This is a genomic window from Streptomyces sp. NPDC041784, assembly GCF_055591025.1.
In genome coordinates this window covers 54958-73368 of record NZ_JBVJAB010000021.1, presented here as the reverse complement: position 1 = coordinate 73368, position 18411 = coordinate 54958, and the positions used below count along the sequence as shown (strand labels likewise).

At 69.1% G+C, this 18411-nt stretch carries 12 protein-coding genes; 10 read left to right on the top strand and 2 right to left on the bottom strand.

Annotated elements, in window-relative coordinates; translation table 11 throughout:
* Positions 1-20: 20 nt before the first annotated feature.
* From ACZ6D7_RS34275 to ACZ6D7_RS34260, 4 genes are read left to right on the top strand one after another with little or no spacing between them, the layout of a single operon-like run.
* The gene (locus ACZ6D7_RS34275; protein WP_469499571.1) at positions 21-1676 is read left to right on the top strand and encodes an ABC transporter substrate-binding protein; all 1656 of its coding nucleotides are present in this window, start codon (positions 21-23) and stop codon (positions 1674-1676) included.
* A complete protein-coding gene (locus ACZ6D7_RS34270) occupies positions 1673-3205 on the top strand; it encodes a GH39 family glycosyl hydrolase (protein ID WP_469499569.1) in 1533 nt (510 codons plus the stop codon). The genes ACZ6D7_RS34275 and ACZ6D7_RS34270 overlap by 4 nt, the downstream gene beginning before the upstream one ends.
* Positions 3206-3254: 49 nt before the next feature.
* Positions 3255-3935, top strand: coding sequence for a hypothetical protein (locus tag ACZ6D7_RS34265; RefSeq protein ID WP_469499567.1), 681 nt, complete (start codon positions 3255-3257; stop codon positions 3933-3935).
* A complete protein-coding gene (locus tag ACZ6D7_RS34260) occupies positions 3932-5953 on the top strand; it encodes a beta-galactosidase (protein ID WP_469499564.1) in 2022 nt (673 codons plus the stop codon). The genes ACZ6D7_RS34265 and ACZ6D7_RS34260 overlap by 4 nt, the downstream gene beginning before the upstream one ends.
* Here the strand turns inward: ACZ6D7_RS34260 and ACZ6D7_RS34255 are convergent.
* Both ACZ6D7_RS34255 and ACZ6D7_RS34250 read right to left on the bottom strand, forming a co-directional pair.
* Positions 5943-7955, bottom strand: coding sequence for an alpha-glucuronidase (locus ACZ6D7_RS34255; protein ID WP_469499561.1), 2013 nt, complete (start codon positions 7953-7955; stop codon positions 5943-5945). The genes ACZ6D7_RS34260 and ACZ6D7_RS34255 overlap by 11 nt on opposite strands.
* Before the next feature lie 73 nt (positions 7956-8028).
* Complete coding sequence (locus tag ACZ6D7_RS34250; protein WP_469499558.1) at positions 8029-11832, bottom strand: GH92 family glycosyl hydrolase; 3804 nt, start codon at positions 11830-11832, stop codon at positions 8029-8031.
* A 188-nt stretch (positions 11833-12020) separates the two neighbouring features.
* On the opposite strand from ACZ6D7_RS34250, the gene ACZ6D7_RS34245 reads away from it, so the two are divergent.
* The 6 genes from ACZ6D7_RS34245 (at position 12021) to ACZ6D7_RS34220 (ending at position 18224) form a co-directional block, all read left to right on the top strand.
* On the top strand, positions 12021-12149 hold the full coding sequence (locus tag ACZ6D7_RS34245; protein ID WP_469499555.1) for a hypothetical protein: 129 nt from the start codon (positions 12021-12023) through the stop codon (positions 12147-12149).
* Between the two features lie 26 nt (positions 12150-12175).
* Positions 12176-13624: an N-acetylglucosamine/diacetylchitobiose ABC transporter substrate-binding protein gene (gene ngcE, locus ACZ6D7_RS34240; RefSeq protein ID WP_469499553.1), complete on the top strand. Its 1449-nt coding sequence runs from the start codon at positions 12176-12178 to the stop codon at positions 13622-13624.
* 37 nt (positions 13625-13661) lie between these two features.
* Positions 13662-14588 carry a carbohydrate ABC transporter permease gene (locus ACZ6D7_RS34235; RefSeq protein ID WP_469499551.1) on the top strand — a complete coding sequence of 309 codons (927 nt, stop codon included), beginning with the start codon at positions 13662-13664 and terminating at the stop codon, positions 14586-14588.
* 1 nt (position 14589) lies between these two features.
* A complete protein-coding gene (locus tag ACZ6D7_RS34230) occupies positions 14590-15498 on the top strand; it encodes a carbohydrate ABC transporter permease (RefSeq protein WP_469499548.1) in 909 nt (302 codons plus the stop codon).
* A gap of 306 nt (positions 15499-15804) precedes the next feature.
* On the top strand, positions 15805-17004 hold the full coding sequence (locus tag ACZ6D7_RS34225) for an ROK family transcriptional regulator (RefSeq protein ID WP_469499545.1): 1200 nt from the start codon (positions 15805-15807) through the stop codon (positions 17002-17004).
* A gap of 134 nt (positions 17005-17138) precedes the next feature.
* Positions 17139-18224 carry a sugar ABC transporter substrate-binding protein gene (locus tag ACZ6D7_RS34220; protein ID WP_469499542.1) on the top strand — a complete coding sequence of 362 codons (1086 nt, stop codon included), beginning with the start codon at positions 17139-17141 and terminating at the stop codon, positions 18222-18224.
* The last annotated feature ends 187 nt before the right edge of the window (positions 18225-18411 follow it).

The window sequence follows — 18411 nt, the reverse complement described above, 5'->3', positions numbered from 1 at the left end:
GACGGAACAAGGGAGTGTCCGTGAAGAACGCAGGCCAGCTCTCACGACGTCAGATACTCGCGGCGGCCGGTTTCATCGGCCTCGCCACCCTCACCGGCTGCGGCAGCGGCGACGACGGAGGGGACTCCAAGGACCTCTCCAAGAAGCAGAACGGCGCGATGAAGGAGTACCGGGCCGGCCAGCAGTTCAAGGCGTCAGAGCCGCTCTCCTTCTCGATGCTGCACAACAACAACCCCGTCTACCCGCTGAAGGACAGCTGGCTGTTCTGGAAAGAGCTCACGCGCCGAACCGGCGTCACCCTCGAGCCGGTCGACGTCCCGCTGAGCGACTACGAGAAGAAGCGCAGCGTCCTCATCGGCGCGGGCGACGCCCCGTTGCTGATCCCGAAGACGTACCACCCCTCGGAGGTCGCCTTCGTCGCGTCCGGCGCGATCCTCCCGGTCAGCGAGTACGTGCACCTCATGCCCCACTTCCAGGACAAGGTCAGGAAGTGGAAGCTGGAGCCGGAACTCGACTCCATCCGCCAGTCCGACGGCAAGTACTACCTCCTGCCCGGCCTGCACGAGAAGGTCAAGTCCGGCTACTCGCTCTCGCTGCGCACCGACGTCCTCGGCAAGCTCGGCCTGAGCCTGCCCACCACCTGGGACGAGGTGTACGAGGTCTTCAGGGCGATCCGGGCCGAATACCCCGACCGCTACCCCCTCTCCGACCGCTGGAGCACCAACACCCCCTACCCCGTGGGCGCGTTGCTCAGCTACCTGGGCCAGTCCCACGGCGTCCGGGCCGGCTGGACGTACGACAACATCAGCTACGACGCGAAGGCGGGGGAGTTCGTCTTCACCGGCGCCCAGGACGGCTACCGCACGATGGTCGAGTACCTGAGAAAGCTGGTCGCCGAGAAGCTGATGGACCCGGAGAGCTTCACCCAGACCGACGACGAAGCCGTGCAGAAGCTGCTGGGCGAGAAGTCCTTCGCGATCAGCGCCAACCCGCAGGAGCTGGTCCAGAACTACCGTTACAACCTGGAGAAGCAGGTCAAGGGCTCGACGATCGAGATGGTGCCCGTGCCGCTCGGCCCGGCCGGCCCGGTGGTGACCGGCGGCGCCCGGCTGGAGAACGGCGTCATGATCTCCAGCAAGGCCCTCAAGAGCGACACCTTCGTGGCGATGATGCAGTTCGTGGACTGGCTCTGGTACTCCGACGAGGGCCAGCGGTTCGCCAAGTGGGGTGTGCAGGGCACCACTTACTCGTTCTCCGGCGGCCAATACGAGCTGGAGCCCGGCATCAGCCTCATGGGCTCCGATCCCGACGCGCCCAAGGACCTCCAGAAGGACTACGGCTTCTTCAACGGCGTCTTCACCTACGGCGGCAGCTGGGCGCTGGTCTCCTCCTCGTTCGGCCCGGACGAGCAGAAGTTCCAGGACGCCATGTCCCAGCGCGAACAGCTGCCCATCGGCCCGGCGCACCCGTTGCAGTCCGTGGAGCAGGAGCAGGCCTCGCTCTGGGACACCCCGCTGCGCGACCACGTCACCCAGAACACGCTCAAGTTCGCCCTCGGCAAGCGTCCGCTGTCCGAATGGGACGACTACGTCGCCGAGTTGAAGGCCAAGAACATGGACCGGCTCGTCGACCTGCACAACAAGGCACGCGAGCGATTCAAGAAGGAGAACGGGTGATCCGGGTCCCGGCCGAGCCGGTCGGCCGGCTCTCCGACGCCTGGCGGCAGTGCGTGGGCACCGGCCGGATCGAACTCGCCCTGCGCCGCGACTACCAGGACTCCCTCGCCCTGCTCCAGCGCGACATCGGGTTCCGGTACCTCCGCGGCCACGGCCTGCTGAGCGACGGCATGGGCGTGCACCGGTCCTACGACCACGACGGCGGCCGCCGGGTCCACCACTCCTTCACCTACGTCGACCAGGCCGTCGACGCGTATCTCGCCCTGGGCATCCGCCCGTTCCTCGAACTCGGCTTCATGCCCGCCGAGTTGGCCTCCGGTGATCAGACGATCTTCTGGTGGCGGGGGAACGTCACCCCACCGCGCGACCACCGCGAGTGGGCCGCTCTCGTCCGGAACACCCTCACCCACCTCGTCGACCGCTACGGCCTCGACGAGGTCCGCACCTGGCCGATCGAGGTGTGGAACGAACCCAACCTCCCCGACTTCTGGGAGCACGCCGACGAGCAGGCCTACCACCGGCTGTACGAGATCACCGCGCACACGGTGAAGGAGGTGGACGCCGGACTCCAGGTCGGCGGGCCGGCGATCTCCCCGGGCGCCGACGACTGGCTGGACCGGTTCGCGGAGTTCGCCGAACACCGGGACGTCCCCGTCGACTTCGTCTCGAAGCACGCCTACACCTCCGGCCCCGCGCAGCACGTGCCGTTCGGCGTCCACCAGACCCTGGCCCCGGCGAGGGACCTGCTCGACCAGTTCGCCACGCCCCGCGAGCGTCTCAAGGGCACCCGGCTGGCCGGACTCCCCGTCCACATCACGGAGTTCAACTCCTCCTACCGCCCCGACAACCCGGTCCACGACACCGCCTTCCACGCCGCCTACCTCGCCCCGGTGCTGGCGTGGGGCGGGGACCTCGTCGACTCCTTCTCCTACTGGACGTTCAGCGACATGTTCGAGGAGATCGGCGTCCCCACCGCCCTCTTCCACGGCGGCTTCGGGCTGCTCACCCACCGCCAGATCAGGAAACCGACCTACCACCTGTACGCCTTCATGGCACGGACGGGCCCCGACCTCCTGGCGCGCGGCGACGACCACCTCGTCACCCGCCACCCCGACGGCCGGGTCACCGTCCTGGCCTGGGCGCCCGTCGACCCGACCGGCGAGACCCCCGGCCCCGACCGGCACGCCCTGCGGCTCTCCGTCCCGGTCGGCGGACACCGGCCCTTCCCGGTCGGCGGACGCGAGGCCTTCGTCCGCCGGTCCACCGTGGACGAAGAGCGCGGAAACGCCTACACGACATGGCGCCACATGGGCAGCCCCCGCTCCCCGAGGCCCGGACAGCTGGACGTCCTGCACGAGGCCGCCGAACCCGCCCGCAGCCACCACCGGCTGCCCGTACACGACGGACGGGCCGAACTGCACCTGACCCTGGCCCGCCACGAGGTCACCCTCGTCGAGCTGACCCCGGTCGCCGACGAGACCCCGCCCTGGTGGGACGAGGGACGGCTGCTCGGCCGGGAGGCGCCATGAGCGGCCCGGTAACCGATTCCGTCACCGTGCCGCCCCGCCGGGAGACGTCATGAGCAGCACGGCAACCGATTTCGGCACCGGTGTCCTCTCCCGCGCCGCCGCCCTGCTGCACACCCTGCTCACCGTCGAGGCCCTGCTCCTCGCCGCCGCCTCACCCGGCCTCGTCGCCCTGTTCTTCCTGAGCCCCGACCCCGCCAACCTGCCCCTGGCCGCCGTCTGCCTGCTGCCGCTCGGCCCCGCCCTCTCCGCCGCGCTGTACGCCCTGCGTCACCGCGGCCACGACCTCACCGACCTGCACCCGGCCCGGGCCTACACCCGTGGCTGGCGCCTCAACGCCGTACCCGCCCTCAAGCTCTGGACACCCCTGCTGGCCTGGCTCACGGTGATCGTCTTCACCCTCACCCACTTCGCCGCCACCGGCCTGCCCCGCTGGTGGGCGGTCCTGCTCGGGCTGATCGGCACGGTCTCGCTCCTGTGGGGCGCCCACGCGCTCGTCCTCACCTCGCTGTTCGCGTTCCGCTCCCGCGACACCGCCCGCCTCGCCGCCTACTTCCTGTTCCGGCACGGACGGGCCACGCTCGCCGCGGCCTCCCTGTGCGTCCTGACCGCCGGTCTCACCGCCCTGCTGACCGAGGCCCTGCCCGCCCTGCTCGCCGCCCCGCTGCTGCTCTCCCTGCTGCACACCGAGCGCCCGGTGATCGCCGAGACCGAGGAGGACTTCACCGTATGACCCCGAGGAGCCCCAAGATCCCCTACGGCGGCGACTACAACCCGGAGCAGTGGCCGGAGGAGGTCTGGGACGAGGACCACCGGCTCTTCACCCGGGCCGGCATCGACACCCTCACCGTCGGCGTCTTCTCCTGGTCGCTCACCCAACCCGCCGAGGACGTCCACGACTTCACCATCCTCGACCGGATCCTCGACCGGGCCGCCGCCGAGGACCGGCAGGTCTGCCTGGCCACCGGCACCGCCGCCCTCCCGCCCTGGCTCGCGAAGAAGTACCCCGAGGTCAACCGCACCGACTTCGAGGGCCGCCGGCACCGCTACGGCCAGCGCCACAACTTCTGCCCCAGCTCGCCCGTCTACCGCCGCCTGGCAACCGCCCTCGCCGCCCGCCTCGCCGAACGGTACGCGGACCACCCGGCGTTGCTCGCCTGGCACATCAACAACGAGTACGGCGGCGCCTGTTACTGCGATCTGTGCGCCGAGGCGTTCCGTGGCTGGCTGCGCGCACGGCACGGCACCCTCGACGCCCTCAACGACGCCTGGTGGACCGCCTTCTGGTCGCACCGCTACACGGGCTGGGACCAGATCGAGCCGCCGAGTGCCCTCACCGAGCACTGGCGCGGCCCCGACCACACCGCCTTCCAGGGCATCACCCTCGACTACCAGCGCTTCATGACCGACGCCCTGCTCGGCTGCTTCACGGCCGAGAAGGAGGCCCTGCGCGCCCACGACCCGGACACCCCCGTCACCACCAACCTCATGGGCGCCTACCGCCCCCTCGACTACCACCGCTGGGCCCCTCACCTCGACTTCGCCTCCTGGGACAACTACCCGCCCCTCGACGCCCCGCCGACCCGGCCCGCCCTCGCCCACGACCTGATGCGCGGCCTCAAGGACGGCGCCCCCTTCTGGCTGATGGAGCAGACCCCGTCGACCACCGCCTGCCGGGACGTCAACCCGCTGCGCAGACCGGGGGAGTTGCGCCTGGCCACGTTCCAGGCGATCGCGCACGGTGCCGACGCCGCCCTCTACTTCCAGCTGCGCGCCTCCCGCGGCGCCTGCGAGAAGTACCACGGGGCGGTGATCGGCCACGCGGGGCGTGACGACTCCCGGGTCTTCCGTGAAGCAGCCGCACTGGGGCGCGAGTTGAGCGACCTCGGCGCGGTCACCCTGGGCGCCCGCACCCCGGCACGCACCGCGCTCCTCTTCGACTGGGACAGCTGGTGGGCCCTGGAGATCTCCGACGGCCCCTCCCGGCTCGTCCGGTACACCGACGTCGTCCACCACTACTACCGGGCCGCCCGCGAGGCCGGTGCCGACGTGGACGTCGTCCCGGTCACCGCCGACCTCACCCCCTACGACGTCGTCCTCGCTCCTGTCCTCCACCTGGTCAAGGGAGACCTGGCCGAACGCCTGGAGGAACTGGCCCGGCGCGGCGGCACCGTCCTCGCCACCTTCCTCACCGCCCGCTCCGACGTGCACGACCTGGCCTTCCTCACCGACGTCCCCGGCCCCCTCGCCCCCCTGTTCGGCATCCGCGTCGACGAATGGGACGCCCGCCCGGAGGACGTCGTACAGCCCGTGGAACTGGGGGAGCTGACCGCCGAGGCCCGGCTGGTCTTCGAGATCGTCCGGTTGCGCGGCGCCGAGCCGGTCGCCGCCTACGGCGCGGACTTCTACGCGGGCACCCCGGCCGTGACCCGCAACCGCTTCGGAGACGGCGAAGCCTGGTACGTGGCGACCGCCCTCGACCAGCCCGGCGTCGACCACGTCGTCCGCCGGGTCCTCGCCCGCCACGACCTGATCGGCCCCTACGCCGGCCACCCCACCGTCGAGACCGCCACCCGCGTCACCCCGGACGGAGTCCGCCTGCTCTTCCTCCTCAACCACGCGGCCCAACCGGTCCACCTGACCGCACACTCCACCGCCACCGACCTCCTCACCGGCAAACGGTTCGAACACGGCGAGGACCTGGCCCTCGACCCACTCGGGGTGGCCGTCCTGCGCCTGGTCAGTGAATGACCCGCCCCCGCTCGTCGGGAACCCCCGACTTCCGCAGGAAGTAGCTGTTCACCTGGTCCCGCCACTCCCGCGCGCTGCGCACCTGCTCCTCGTACCGCTCCGCCACGCGCGCGTGGCGCACCGGGTCCACGAGGTCCGCGAGGCCCGCCCACGTCCGGCGGGCCTCCTCGGCTTCCTCGACGCCCTCGAAGTGGGTGTCGTAGATGTGCTGGATCACGGTCTTCCCGTTCTTCAGCACCTGCCCGTACGGCACATGGTGGAAGAACAGCAGCAGCTCGTCAGGGCAGGAGGCGGCCGACTCGTACACCTCGGCCCACGCCTTGGCGTACTGTGCCGCGTACCCGGTGCCGGTCGCCGCGCTGCGGTCGACGCCGACGCCGTCGCGGTCCGCGAAGTGGTAGGTGCCCCAGGGGCTGTACTCGTAGCCGTCCACGCTCGGCCCGTAGTGGTGCCCGGGCTGCACCATGAACCCCACGCCGAGCGGCGCGGTGTACTTCTCGTACGTCCGCCAGGAGCCGCGCAGCACCGCGCGCAGGCCGGTGGCCAGCCGCTCGGGGGCGTCCGGGAAGGTGAGGCCGATCCACTCGTCGAGGACCTCGTACGGATCGGCGTCGGGCCGCCAGGCGAGCCGCCCGAAGGTGTAGAGGTTCGCCTGGGCCAGCGGATGCCCGGTCCAGAACGGGTCGTCACCCACGTTGGACACGGCGACGATCCCCCCGCGCGCCAACTCTCCGACAGCGGAGCCGACGTCACCCTCCGGCCGGAACCGCAGCACCTCGCTCCACATCGGCCCGAGCCAGCACACGTGCCGCTGCTGCCCGGTGTACTCCTGCGTGGCCTGCACCTCCACCGCGAGCCGGGTGCGCGGCATCGCCCCGAGCACCGGGGAGACCGGCTCGCGCACCTGGAAGTCCATCGGGCCGTGCTTCACCTGGAGCACCGCGTTGTCGGCGAACTCCCCGTCCAGCGGGGCGAACTGGTCGTGGGCGGCCCGCGCCCGGTCCGTCCGGCGGTCCCGCCAGTCCTGCCGGTGGTCGTAGACGAAGGCCCGCCAGTGCACCGTGCCGCCGTACGGGGCGAGCGCGGCCGCCAGCATGTTCGCGCCGTCGGCATGGCTGCGGCCGTAGGCGAACGGTCCCGGCTCGCCCTCCGAGTCCGCCTTCACCACGAACCCGCCGAAGTCCGGTATCGCCGCGTACACCCGGCGCACGGCGTCCGCCCACCAGGCGCGCACCCCGGTGTCCAGCGGATCGGCCGTGGGCAGCTTGTCGAGCAGCACCGGTGCCGCGAAGTTCACCGACAGATGCGTGCGGATCCCGTACGGCCGCAACGCCACGGCCAGCGCGGCCACTTCACCGATCCGCTCGGTCAGCAGACGGGTCTCGCTCTCGCGCACGTTGACGTTGTTCACCGACACCGCGTTGATCCCCACGGCGGCCAGCAGCCGGCCGTAGGCCCGGACCCGCTCCAGTTCCCCGCGCGCCCGGCCGTCGCGCCAGAACAGCGAGCCGCCCGCGTACCCGCGCTCCACCTGGCCCATGACCGGGTGCACGGCCACGTTGTCCCAGTGGTCCAGCATCCTCAGCGCCGTCGCCGGCCGGTGCGCCTCGCGTGCCACCGGCCCGGCGAACGCCGCCGCCCCGAGCCGCACGACGTGGAAGAGGCCGTACAGCAGCCCGCGTGGGCCGGACGCGATGACGGTCGTGGTGCCGCCGTCCCGCCCGTACGCGAACCCCTCCTCACCGAGGCCGTCCGCCGCCGACACCTCCAGCACCAGGTCGTACGAGGCACCACCGGTCGCCGCCTCCGCCGCCCCCTCCTCGGCCCGCACCACCTCCCCGCCGAACCGCCCGCAGGCGTCCGCCACTTCACCGTGGACGGTGTCCACGAGGGGACCCGGGCCCAGGATCAGGGTCCGCCGGGTGCCCAGCGGCCGGAACGCCTCCGGCGGCAGCCAAGCGGGGTCGACCCCCTCGGGGAGCACGGGCACGGGAAGCGGCATGGGCGAAGCCCTCCTCAGGATCGGCAGACGACCGCGCCGGTGCCAGGTGCGGCACCGGCGCGGAACGCCCGGCTCAGGACAGCAACTCGACCTCGGCCAGGGTCACTTGGCCGTCGAGCAGCAGTCGGTACCTCCCGTACGTACCCGGTGATCCCACGGTGAACGCGCGGGTCTGTCCGTCCCAGGAGAAGCTCTCCCCGGAACGCCGGTCCAGCGTCGTCCATGTCGTGCCGTCGGAGGAGCCCTGGAGGGTCCAGGCCGTGGGGGCCTTCGCGCGGTCGGACGAGGTCAGGGTGTACTGCACGCCCTTCACCGCGCCGCCGACCGGCAGGTCGACCGTGTCCGACACCGCCGCGGTGGTCGCCGAGGTGTTGTCGAACAGGGCCCCCGGGCCCGTCAGCGCGTCCGTCCGGGGCGTCGGCACCTGGTCGTCCTGGGTGATCGACACCGGTCCGGCGGTCTTGCCGCTGCCCCACGCCGAGGGCTTCGGCCCCATGTCGAACTCCAGCACCCCGCCCTTGGCGAGCAGCGCGTGCGGCAGCGAAGTGGACGTCCAGGCCCGGCCGTTGACCTTCAGGCCCTGGACGTACACGTTCCGCGCGCTGTTCTTGGGTGCCTTGACCACCAGGTCCTTTCCGTTCTCCAGGTGCACGGTGGCCTTCTTGAACAGCGGGGAGCCGACCGCGTACTCACCGCTGCCCATCACCAGCGGGTAGAAGCCGAGCGCGGAGAAGAGGTACCAGGCCGACTGCTCGCCGTTGTCCTCGTCACCGTGGTAGCCCTGCCCGATCTCACTGCCGGTGTACAGGCGCGACAGCACCTCGCGGACGTTCTTCTGCGCCTTCCAGGGCTGCCCGGCCGCGTCGTACATGTAGATGACGTGGTGGGCGACCTGGTTGGAGTGCCCGTACATGCCGAGCCGCACGTCCCGCGCCTCGGTCATCTCGTGGATGACGCCGCCGTAGGAGCCGACGAAGTCCGGGGACGCCGTCTCGGGCGTGGCGAAGTACTCGTCGAGCTTGTCCGCGAGCCCGCCGCGGCCGCCGTACAGATTGGCCAGGCCCCGGCTGTCCTGCGGGGCGGTGAAGGCGTAGCCCCAGCCGTTGGTCTCCGTGTAGTCGTGACCCCACACGCGCGGGTCGTAGTCGGACGAGTCCACGCGCCAGTCGCCCTGCGCGTTCTTCCCCTGGAAGAAGCCCGCCTCGGAGTCGAACAGGTTCACGTAGTCCTGGGCGCGGTCGAGGAAGTACTCCGACTCCTCCTTGTAACGCTTCTCGCCCGTCTTCTTGTAGAGGGCCTGGCCCATCCTGGCGATGCCGTAGTCGTTGACGTACCCCTCCATCGCCCACGAGAGGCCCTCGTGGGCGGAGGTGGAGGTGTAGCCGAGGAAGGGCGAGGTGGCCATCCCCTTGCGGCCCACGCCGGACGACGGCGGGACGACGGTCGCGTTCTTCACCGCCGCGTCGTACGCCGCCTTCGCGTCGAACGTGACGCCCTTGACGTACGCGTCGGCGAACGCCACGTCCGAGGAGGTGCCGGTCATCAGGTCCGCGTAGCCGGGGGAGGACCAGCGTGAGGTCCAGCCGCCGTCCTTGTACTGCTGCACGAACCCGTCGACCATCTCGCCGGCTTGAGAGGGCGTCAGGAAGGAGTACGCCGGCCAGGTCGTCCGGTAGGTGTCCCAGAAGCCGTTGTTCACGTACACCTTGCCGTCGACGATCTTCGCGCCGGTGTGGGTCGGGGTGTCCGGATTCGGCATCGGTGAGAACGGGGACGCGTACTGGTACGTCGAACCGACCTTCTCGAAGCCGGAGTTGGGGTACAGGTACAGCCGGTACAGGCTGGAGTACAGCGTGGTCAGCTGATCCGGCGTGGCGCCCTCGACCTCGACCTTGCCGAGGATCCGGTCCCAGGCGCGCTGGGCGCGCTTCTTCACCGCTTCGAAGGAGGTGCCGTCCGGGATCTCCTGGCGCAGGTTGTCCTTGGCCTGGTCCACACTGATGAGCGAGGTGGCCAGGCGCAGGGTGACCGTGCGGTCGGCGCCCGCGTCGAAGCGCAGGTAGCCCTTGACGCCGCTGGAGGACCCGTCCTTCACCGGCTTGTCGAACACGCCGTACACGAAGAGGCGGGTGGCACCAGTCGACAGTCCGGACTTCACGTCCGAGTAGCCGGTGACGATCCCGTTCGTCTTGTCGAGCGTGAGCCCCGCCTGGTCCGTGACGTTGTCGAACAGCACGCCGGCGTCGTCACCGGGGTAGGTGAAGCGGAGCGCCGCCGCGTGGTCGGTCGGGGCCATCTCGGCCTTCAGGCCGTTCTCGAACCGCACGCCGTAGTAGTACGGCCGTGCCGTCTCGTTCTCGTGCCGGAAGGCCAGCTCCCGCGCCTCACGGCCGGTGTCCGGCGTGCCCGACGCGGCGGACGGCATCACCTGGAAGGTCTGCCGGTCGCCCATCCAGGGGCTGGGCTCGTGGCTCGCGCTGAAGGACTGGATCGTCGGCAGATTGTCGGCGTTGTTCCCGCGGGCGTAGTCGTACAGCCAGCTCAGCGACGCCGAGTTGGTGACGGGCGTCCAGAAGTTGAAGCCGTGCGGCACGGCGGTCGCGGGGAAGTTGTTGCCGCGTGAGAAGCCACTGCTGGAGTTGGTGCCGCGGGTCGTCAGCGCGTAGTCGGACAGGTGTGCCTTCGGCTTCTCCGGCGCCACGCGCTCGATCGCGATGTCGTCCAGCCAGCCGCGGAACTTCGCCGGGCCCTTCGGGGAGTCGTACGCGACCAGGATCCGGTCGACGGTCCTGCCGGCCGCGACCGACCCGATCCGCGAGACCACGCTGTTCCACTGGTTGACGTACAGCGCCTTCGAGGCCCCCTGCGCCTGCGGCGAGAGCCCGAACCCGTGCTGGTCCGTCGCGCCGAGGCCGCTCAGCGAGGTGCCGTCGGTGAAGACCAGGTCCACGGAGACGTTCGTGGCGTCGTAGTCGCGGTCGCCGTCCGCCATCGACGGGAAGACCCGGTACGACAGCTGCGTGTCGCGGCCGACGGCCACGTTCACGTCGAAGACCTTGTTGTACGAGTACGCCCGCGCGTTCGCCGTATGGCGTCCGGCGTACCGCAGCGCCTTCTTCCCGGTGAACCCGGCGCCCGCCTTCGCGGTCGGCGAGCCGCTCGGACCGCGGTCGACCAGCGACAGCATGTCCTGCGGGACCGGGTTGTCGCTGCCGCCCGTGGAGAACTGGACGTCGGCGAGCTGGAGGATGCCCGAGGCGCCGTTGTTCTTCGTGACGTCGAGCCGGAAGTGCTGATACTCGGCCGGTTCGGCGAGGTCGTACGTCCTGGTCCGGAACCGCTCGGGGAAGGATTCGCCGGCGCGGGTGTCGACGGTCTTCCAGTCCTTGCCGTCCGTGGAACCCTGCAAGGTCCAGTCCTTGGGGTCACGCTCGGCGAAGTCATTGGCCGAGGTGAGTGCGTATGCAGTGATTTTGACGGGTTTGTCGAAATCGAACTCGGCCCAGCCCGTGGGTGCGAAGGTCAGCCACTTCGTGCTCGACTCGCCGTCGACGAGGTTCTCCTTCACCTCCCCGCCGCCCGTGTTCTCGCTGCTCGCCCGTACGTCCGTGACGTGATCGGTGACATTGCCCGGAATGCCGCTGCTGTATCCGCCGTCGACGCCCGAAGCCCGCTTGCCGCCGTCCGTCGTCGTGTCGACGGTGTTCAGCCAGTCCGGCGCCGCGTCGTCCGCCTCGAACGAGGAAGCGAACTCCCGGTCTGCCGCCGGTGCCTTGGCCGGCAGTGCGACGGCAGCCCCCTGTGAGCCCACCGCCAAGGCAAAAGCGGCCGTCACGACGACGGTCGAACCCCATCTGTGCCGAGCTCTGTGCCGCATACGCCAGCACCCTCCCTGCGCTCATCCGGACAACGTTGTCAAAATCGACGCAGAGACCAGTAGTGGGTCAAGTGGTCAAGGATGTCAAGGGTGTTGCCTGTGGCATTCGGGGTTCATGTCGCGAATTTCCCGGAAAGCCGCCCACAGCCGGTTCATATGTCCGGGAGGTCTCAACTCGGAAAAGACCCATGACCAACCCTGCATTCGATCTTGCTCAGCTGGCGGGAAGTGGACTATACCTGTCGGCGATTCATGCGATCCGCACGACCCTGCTTGACCTGACCGCGGTGCCGGGGAGGATCCGGTTCACCGCCTGAGTCCTGGAGAAGGCGAGGACTTGAGCATGGGATCCACCTCCGAGAACCATCACTCCACCGGTGTCGGCCGCCGCGATCTGATCAGGCGGTCCGCCGCGCTCGGCCTGATTTCCGTCCCCACGATGAGTTTTCTGGCGGCCTGCGCCAGCAGCGGCGGCGGTGACGAGGACAAGGCCAAGGCCGGAAAGAAGACCGCGAAGAACCCCCTCGCGGTCAACGAGACCGCCCAGATGGAATTCGTCCTGTTCGACGGCGGTTTCGGCAAGGAGTACGCCGAGGACGCCGTGAAGATCTACGAGAAGAACTTCCCCGGGGCGAAGGTGAAGTTCTCGGCCACCCAGAAGATCCAGTCCACGCTCCAGCCCCGCTTCAACCAGGGCACCCCGCCCGACCTCATCGACAACTCCGGTGCCGAGCAGATGGACATGGGCGTCCTGGTCGGCAAGAGCCAGCTCGCCGACCTCACCCCGCTGCTCGACGCCCCGTCGTACGACGACCCGGCCAAGAAGGTCCGCGACACCCTGCGTCCCGGCATCGTCGAGATGGGCCAGTTCGACGGCGACCCCGTCTGGATCATGTACTACGCCTACACGGTCTACGGCGTCTGGTACTCGCAGAAGGCGCTGGACTCGCTCGACGCCACCTATCCCGAGACCTGGGACGAGATGCTCGCGGTCTGCGAGAAGGCCAAGAAGAAGGGCATGGCCGGCTGGACGTACGCGGGCAAGTACCCGTACTACCTCCCCTTCTCGCTCTACCCGATGATCGGCAAGGTCGGCGGGCGCGAGGTCCTCGACGCCATCGACAACCTGGAGCCGAACGCCTGGAAGCACCCGGCCGTCAAGACCTGCTTCGAGGCGTACTACGAGCTGTACAAGAAGGGTTACGTCCTCAAGGGCACCCCCGGCCTGGACCACATCCAGTCGCAGACCGCCTGGGCCCAGGGCAAGGCCCTGTTCATCCCCAACGGCTCCTGGGTGGAGAACGAGTCGGCGAACGTCATCCCGGCCGACTTCGACCTGGCCGTCTCCGCGCCCACCGGCATCGACTCCTCCGACGCGATGCCCTTCGGCACCATCTGGGCCTCCGGCGGCGAGCCGTTCGTCGTCCCCGCCAAGGCGAAGAACGCCTCCGGCGGCATGGAGCAGCTGCGCGTCATGCTCGGCGAGGCGTCCTCCAGGAACTTCACCGCCAAGGTCAAGTCGCTCACCGCCTACAACGGCGGCACCGACGGCATCACCCTCACCCCGGGCCTGAAGTCCGGTGTGGCCGCGCTGGACAAGGCCGGCGACAACGTGGTGAACCCGCGGCTCCAGGACTGGTACGTCAAGCTCCAGAAGGAGCAGATCGGCGTCGGCGGGCTCGGCGAGATGATGGCCGGACGGCTCACCCCGGCGGAGGCCGTCAAGAAGATCCAGGGCTATGCCGACGCGTCCGCGAAGGACACGACGATCAAGCACTACAAGCATCAGTAACCGCATTCACCGCATTCACGACGGCACCGGAGTGGCGATGCAGCACGGCAAGTACCGGTTCATCGTGGGGTTCCTGGCGTTGCCCCTGGGACTGTACGCGCTCTTCGTGGTGTGGCCGTTCATCCAGTCCATCTACTACTCGTTCACGGACTGGACCGGCCTGAGCCCCGAATTCGAGATGGTCGGTTTCGACAATTACCGCAGGATGCTGGACGACGACATTTTCTGGAAGTCCCTCCAGCACAGCCTGCTGTTCGCCCTTCTGGTGCCCGTGGTGACGATCGGCCTGGCGCTGTTCCTCGCCTTCATGATCAATGTCGGCGGGCGAAGAAGGAGGGGCGGCCCGGTCGTCTCCGGCGTCCGCGGCTCCGCCTTCTACAAGATCGTGTACTTCTTTCCGCAGGTGCTCTCGATCGCCATCGTCGCGCTGTTGTTCGCCTTCGCGTACAACCCGGACAGCGGTGCGATCAACTCGTTCCTGCGGGGTGTCGGCCTCGACGGCGTCCAGCCCCTGTGGCTCGGCGACCCGGATCTCGCGCTGTGGTGCGTGATGGCGGTGCTGGTCTGGTCCACGGTCGGCTTCTTCGTCGTCCTGTTCTCGGCCGGCATGGCGTCCATCCCGGCCGATCTCTACGAGGCCGCCCTGCTGGACGGCGCGAACCGCGCGGCCGTCTTCTTCCGGATCACCCTGCCGCTGCTCTGGGACACCGTGCAGTCCGGCTGGGTCTATCTGGGCATCCTCGCCCTGGGCGCCGAGTCGTTCGCGGTCGTGCAGATCATGACGACCGGCCCGGGCGGCCCCGACTACTCGACCACCGTCATGGTCCTGTACGTGTACCAGAAGGCGTTCCGCGACGGTCAGGCCGCCTACGCCACCACCATCGGTGTCGCCCTGCTCGTCGTGACGCTGGCCTTCGCCGCCGTCGTGATGCGGCTCGGGCGGCGCGAGCGGCTGGAGTACTGAGTTGAAGACGACCGAACCGCCCGCCCCCGTGCCCGTCGCCAAGATCGACCTCCCGGCCGGCCGGGCGCGCCCTGAGCCGAAGGCCGAGGGCCGGGTCCTCAATGTCTTCTCGCACGGCATCCTGGTCGTCTGGGCCGTGATGGTGGTGCTGCCGCTGCTCTGGGCGGTGATGACGTCCTTCAAGGACGACCGCTCCATCTTCGGCTCACCCTGGTCGCTGCCGGACCGGCTGCACCTCGACAACTGGTCGCGGGCCTGGACCGAGGCCAGCATGGGCGACTACTTCCTCAACACCGTCCTGGTGGTCGGAGGCTCGCTCATCGGCACCCTGGTCCTCGGCTCGATGGCGGCCTATGTCCTGGCCCGGTTCGACTTCCCGGGAAACCGCTTCATCTACTACCTCTTCATCGGCGGCATGAGCTTCCCGATCATGCTGGCGCTGGTCCCGCTGTTCTATGTGGTGAACAACATGGGCCTGCTGAACACCCTCCATGGCCTGATCCTGGTGTACATCGCGTACTCGCTGCCGTTCACGGTGTTCTTCCTCACGGCGTTCTTCCGCACCCTGCCCACCTCGGTGGCGGAGGCGGCCTTCGTCGACGGCGCCTCGCACAGCCGTACGTTCTTCCAGATCATGCTGCCCATGGCCAAGCCCGGCCTGATCAGCGTGGGCATCTTCAACTTCCTGGGCCAGTGGAACCAGTACATGCTCCCCACGGTCCTCAACACCGACCCCGACAAGCGCGTCCTCACCCAGGGCCTGGTCCAGCTGGCGGTCAGCCAGGGCTACAAGGGCGACTGGTCGGGGCTGTTCGCGGGGCTGGTGATGGCGATGCTGCCGGTCCTGGCCGCGTACATCGTCTTCCAGCGGCAGGTGGTGCAGGGGTTGACAGCGGGGGCGCTCAAGTAAACCGCGCGCCTTCATGCGGCGTACACGGATCACCCGAGCATGGGCTGTCCGCGTACGCCGCTTTTCACGCTGTGCGCCCGGTTTCACCCCGCGGTGCCACGGCACGGAAAGGGCTTCCCGCAACGCCTCGCAGCCAGCCCCGCACACGCCGCGACGATACGGAGCGTCACCACGCCCGGCCCTGTTCGACCGGGCGGATACTGTTCAACCTCTTGACGGGAGGCGACCCGAACAGCTCAGCTTAGAGTTCACTAGTTGGACATAGACGGGGCCTCATCGAAGCGGTCCCGCGCGCGGGAGGTCGTCGTGGAGACTCCGGGGTCGCAGTCGTCACTGCACCGAGCCAACCTGGAGCGAGTCGTACGGGCCGTTCGTCTGGCCGGGTCCCTCACGCAGGCGGAGATCGCCCGGACGACCGGATTGTCGGCGGCGACCGTCTCCAACATCGTGCGGGAGCTCAAGGACGGCGGAACCGTCGAGGTCACGCCCACGTCCGCCGGTGGGCGCCGGGCCCGCAGCGTATCGCTCAGCGGGGACGCCGGCATTGTCATCGGTGTCGATTTCGGGCACACCCATCTCCGGGTCGCCGTCGGCAACCTGGCCCATCAGGTGCTCGCCGAGGAGTCCGAGCCGCTGGACGTGGACGCGTCCGCGGCGCAGGGCTTCGACCGGGCGGAGCAGCTGGTCACCCGGTTGATCGAGGCCACCGGGGTGGACCGTACGAAGGTCGCGGGGGTCGGGCTCGGTGTGCCCGGTCCGATCGACCTGGAGTCCGGCACGCTCGGCTCGTCGGCGATCCTGCCCGGCTGGATCGGCACCAGACCCGCCGAGGAGCTGAGAGGGCGCCTCGGTGTGCCCGTGCACGTGGACAACGACGCCAATCTCGGCGCCCTCGGCGAGATGGTCTGGGGCAGCGGCCGGGGCGTACGTGATCTTGCTTACATCAAGGTCGCGAGCGGTGTCGGCGCCGGTCTGGTGATCGACGGGAAGATCTACCGGGGGCCCGGCGGGACTGCGGGAGAAATCGGGCATATTACACTCGATGAATCCGGCCCTGTCTGCCGCTGCGGAAACCGGGGCTGCCTGGAGACCTTCGCGGCCGCCCGCTATGTGCTGCCGCTCCTCCAGTCCAGTCACGGAACGGATCTGACGATGGAAGGCGTCGTGCGGCTGGCCAGGGACGGAGACCCGGGCTGTCGTCGGGTGATCGCCGACGTCGGCCGCCATATCGGCAGTGGAGTCGCCAATCTCTGCAACCTCCTGAACCCGAGCAGAGTGGTCCTGGGCGGTGATCTCGCCGAGGCCGGTGAGCTGGTGCTCGGTCCGATCAGGGAGTCCGTCGGCCGCTATGCGATCCCCAGTGCGGCGCGTCAGCTTTCCGTTCTCCCAGGGGCACTTGGGGGCCGTGCGGAGGTGCTCGGAGCACTCGCTCTCGCACTCAGCGAGATGGGTGATTCGACCCTTTTGGATGGCACCCTGTCCGCTGCGACACCTGCCTTCACTTAGAGAACGCATGACGCCGTTGCCATCTCGTTAAGTATTTACTTCTTGACGTCGAACTTGCGGCCGAGTTGACTTCGAGCCACCTCGGCCGCAGCGTTGCGGCCCTGTCAGGGAGGCACACCCCAATGAACGCAACGATGCGTAGAGTCGTGATCGGCGCCACCGCAGTGTCCATGGCGCTCTCGATTGCCGCGTGCGGCAAGGCGGGCGACGACGACAGCGACTCCGGCAGCACGGGCTCGGACAACAAGTCCATCGGCCTGCTGCTCCCCGACAGCGTCACCACGCGCTACGAGAAGTTCGACCGGCCGTTCTTCGAGGCCAAGGTCAAGGAACTCTGCTCCGACTGCGACGTCCAGTACGCGAACGCCGCCGCCGACCCGGCCAAGCAGGCTCAGCAGATGAGCAGCATGGTGACCAAGGGCGTCAAGGTCATCGTGGTCTCCGCGCAGGACTCCGCCGCGATCAAGTCCTCCATCCAGTCCGCGGTGGACAAGGGTGTCAAGGTCATCGCGTACGACCGCCTCGCCCAGGGCCCGGTCTCGGCCTACGTCTCCTTCGACAACGTCAAGGTCGGCGAGCTGCAGGGCGAGGCCCTGCTGGCCGCCCTCGGCGACAAGGCGACCACCAAGTCGAAGGTCGTCATGATCAACGGCGACGACGCCGACCCGAACGCCGGCCAGTTCAAGGAAGGCGCCCACAAGGCGCTCGACGGCAAGGTCGACATCGCCTACGAGCAGTCCGGCCTCTGGAAGGACACGGTCGCCGCCCAGAAGATGTCCGCGGCCATCACCCAGCTGGGCGCGAAGAACATCGCCGGTGTCTACTCCGCCAACGACGGCATGGCCGGTGGCATCGCGAACACCCTCAAGGGCGCGAAGATCAGCGGCATCCCGCTGACCGGCCAGGACGCCGAGCTCGCCGCCATCCAGCGGATCGTCGCCGGCACCCAGTCCTCCACGGTCTACAAGGCCTTCAAGCCCGAGGCCGACGCCGCCGCCCAGCTCGCGGTCAACCTGCTCGAGGGCAAGGACATCAAGTCCCTGGCCACCACCGAGCTGACCAGCGGCTCCGGCGACAAGGTGCCCTCGCAGCTGCTGACCCCGGTGTCGGTCACCAAGGCCAACATCAACGACACGGTCGTCAAGGACAAGCTGTACACGGTCGCCGACATCTGCACCGCGGAGTACGCCGCCGCCTGCAAGACCGCCGGCCTGCAGTAAACGGCACGCGCACCCGCGCACCCCGGCCCGGGTCCCGCTGAGGGACTCGGGCCCGGACCGCCGAGTGCGGTCCCGCGATACCCCTCCGACGCCTGCCCCACCTTCACACCCCGCTGCCGGGGCGGGCGTCGGAAGGAACCCGTTGCCAAGCGCCACGGATTCACGCATGTTCATCTTGTAAACCTCG

Excerpts from the sequence above, each read along its gene's own strand:
- ACZ6D7_RS34265 (WP_469499567.1), top strand. The coding sequence starts at position 3,255 with ATGAGCAGCACGGCAACCGATTTCGGCACCGGTGTCCTCTCCCGCGCC.
- ACZ6D7_RS34260 (WP_469499564.1), top strand. The coding sequence starts at position 3,932 with ATGACCCCGAGGAGCCCCAAGATCCCCTACGGCGGCGACTACAACCCG.
- ACZ6D7_RS34255 (WP_469499561.1), bottom strand. The coding sequence starts at position 7,955 with ATGCCGCTTCCCGTGCCCGTGCTCCCCGAGGGGGTCGACCCCGCTTGG.
- ACZ6D7_RS34250 (WP_469499558.1), bottom strand. The coding sequence starts at position 11,832 with ATGCGGCACAGAGCTCGGCACAGATGGGGTTCGACCGTCGTCGTGACG.
- ACZ6D7_RS34245 (WP_469499555.1), top strand. The coding sequence starts at position 12,021 with ATGACCAACCCTGCATTCGATCTTGCTCAGCTGGCGGGAAGTGGACTA.
- ngcE (WP_469499553.1), top strand. The coding sequence starts at position 12,176 with ATGGGATCCACCTCCGAGAACCATCACTCCACCGGTGTCGGCCGCCGC.
- ACZ6D7_RS34235 (WP_469499551.1), top strand. The coding sequence starts at position 13,662 with ATGCAGCACGGCAAGTACCGGTTCATCGTGGGGTTCCTGGCGTTGCCC.
- ACZ6D7_RS34220 (WP_469499542.1), top strand. The coding sequence starts at position 17,139 with ATGCGTAGAGTCGTGATCGGCGCCACCGCAGTGTCCATGGCGCTCTCG.